The organism is Oryzisolibacter propanilivorax (assembly GCF_900103645.1).
In the GTDB taxonomy this organism is placed as follows: domain Bacteria; phylum Pseudomonadota; class Gammaproteobacteria; order Burkholderiales; family Burkholderiaceae_C; genus Melaminivora; species Melaminivora propanilivorax.
This window is the reverse complement of sequence record NZ_FNHP01000020.1, coordinates 1-2,315: the sequence shown is the minus strand read 5'-3', so window position 1 is coordinate 2,315 and position 2,315 is coordinate 1. Positions and strand designations below refer to the sequence as shown.

Below are 2,315 nucleotides of genomic sequence, written 5' to 3'. Positions count from 1 at the left end.
CTCCTCGGTGTACCTGCTTTTTCTCATGTCCGTCATTCTCGAAGTTGACGGACTTCGCTGCCATTACGCTGGTACGGCTGCGAGGGGGCAGGTCACTGAAGTCATTGAAATGCGAGGGCTTTCAGCTATCAATTTTGCTGTATTCAGCCTGACAGCGCCTCCCAGCGCTCCAGTGCCTGCAGCAGCAGCTCCTCGATTTCGCCATCGCGCGCATGCAGCGTTGCCGCCCGCGCGCCATCGCGGGCGTACAGCGTGCCGTCGGCCAGCTCGGCCTGCAGGGCCTTCTGCTCGGCCTCCAGCGCCTCGATCTGCTGCGGCAGCTGCTCCAGTTCGCGCTGCTCCTTGTAGCTGAGTTTTTTCTTCTGCGCCGGCTGGGCCGGCTGCGCGGCGCGGCGCTCGGCCTTGTCCGAGCGCGCTTCCTCCTTGCGCGGCGCGGCTGCTGCGGCCGCCAGGGCGCGGCTGCGCTGCGACTGCGCCAACCAGTCCTGCACGCCGCCTTCGTATTCGCGCCAGCGGCCGTCGCCCTCGCTGACGATGGTGCTGGTCACCACGTTGTCCAGGAAGGTACGGTCGTGGCTGACCAGGAACACCGTGCCGTCGTAGTCCTGCAGCAGGCCCTCCAGCAGCTCCAGCGTGTCGATGTCCAGGTCGTTGGTCGGCTCGTCCAGCACCAGCACGTTGGCCGGGCGCGCGAACAGCCGCGCCAGCAGCAGCCGGTTGCGCTCGCCGCCCGACAGCGAACGCACGGGCGAGTGCGCGCGCGCCGGCGAGAACAGGAAGTCGCCGAGGTAGCTTTTCACGTGCTTGCGCTGGCTGCCGATTTCGATCCACTCGCTGCCGGGGCTGATGAAGTCCTCCAGCGTCGCGTCCAGGTCGACGGCCTGGCGCATCTGGTCGAAGTACGCCACCTGCAGGTTGGCGCCGCGGCGCACCTGGCCGCTGTCGGGCTGCAGTTCGCCCAGGATGAGTTTGAGCAGCGTGGTCTTGCCCGCGCCATTGGGGCCGATCAGGCCCACCTTGTCGCCGCGCAGCAAGGTGGCGCTGAAGCCGCGCACGATGGTGCGCCCGCCAAAGGCCTTGTCCACGTCGGTCAGCTCGGCCACCAGCTTGCCCTGGTAGCTGCCGCCGCTGCCGGAGGCGATGTCCATGCGCACGCTGCCCAGCGCCTCGCGCCGCGCGGCACGCCGGTCGCGCAGTGCGTGCAGGCGCTGCACCCGGCTCTGGCTGCGGGTGCGGCGTGCCTCCACGCCTTTGCGGATCCAGACCTCCTCCTGCGCCAGCAGTTTGTCGGCGCGGGCGTTGATGACGGCTTCCTGCGCCAGCTGCTCTTCCTTTTGCAGCAGGTACTGGGCGAAGTTGCCGGGGTAGGACAGCAGCTGGCCGCGGTCGAGCTCGACGATGCGCGTGGCGATGCGGTCCAGGAAGGCGCGGTCGTGGGTGATGGTCACCACCGAGCCGGGAAAGGCCAGCAGTAATTCCTCCAGCCATTCGATGGAGTCCAGGTCCAGATGGTTGGTCGGCTCGTCCAGCAGCAGCACGTCCGGGCGGGTCACCAGCGCCTGCGCCAGGGCCACCCGCTTCTTCGTGCCGCCGGACAGGGTGGCGATGCGGGCATCGGCATCTAGATGCAGACGGTGCAGCGTCTCTTCCACGCGCTGCTCCCAGTTCCAGGCGTCCTGGGCCTCGATCTGCGACTGCAGTGCATCCAGATCGACGCCGGGTGCGGCGGCCATGTATTGTTCGCGCAGCGCGATCACCTCAGCCAGGCCCTGCGAGACCACCTCGAAGACCGAGGCCTCGGGCGTCAGATCGGGTTCCTGCGCCACATAGGTGATACGCAAGCCCTGCTGCAGGTGCAGGGTGCCGTCGTCGGGTTGCGCCAATCCACCGAGAATCTTCAACAGCGACGACTTGCCGGCGCCGTTGCGGCCGATCAGGCCGACGCGCTCGGCGCTCTCCAGTGCGAAATCTGCATGATCGAGAAGGGCGACGTGGCCAAAGGCCAGCTGGGCATTTGCCAAGGTAAGAACTGCCATGCGGGAGATTATGGGAGCCGCATGCGCTTCACAGGCGGCGCGTCAGAGGCGTGTAAGCAGCGAGAAGACAAAAAATTCACGAAATTGTCTTTTCCGGGAAAACCCTGGGCTATACTTCGGCCCACGCTGACACAAGCGCTTGTCTTACAAGACAATCGAGTGGCAGTTGGGAAGTAAACTTAAAACTTTTCTTCTCTGTCTTGATCTTCTGCAGATTTCTGTTGTATAGTTCAAGGCTTCGCTTCTGACGGAGCGCTGGTGCTAAAAGGTGCTGGCAAG

At 65.3% G+C, this 2,315-nt stretch carries 1 protein-coding gene; it reads right to left on the bottom strand.

Features of this window, described 5'->3' with window-relative positions; all coding sequences use genetic code 11:
• Nucleotides 1-143 precede the first annotated feature (143 nt).
• A complete protein-coding gene (locus BLQ61_RS17090; RefSeq protein ID WP_091572992.1) occupies nucleotides 144-2,036 on the bottom strand; it encodes an ATP-binding cassette domain-containing protein in 1,893 nt (630 codons plus the stop codon).
• Nucleotides 2,037-2,315 lie beyond the last annotated feature (279 nt).

Coding starts and splice junctions, on each gene's coding strand:
- BLQ61_RS17090 (WP_091572992.1), bottom strand. CDS start 2,036: ATGGCAGTTCTTACCTTGGCAAATGCCCAGCTGGCCTTTGGCCACGTC.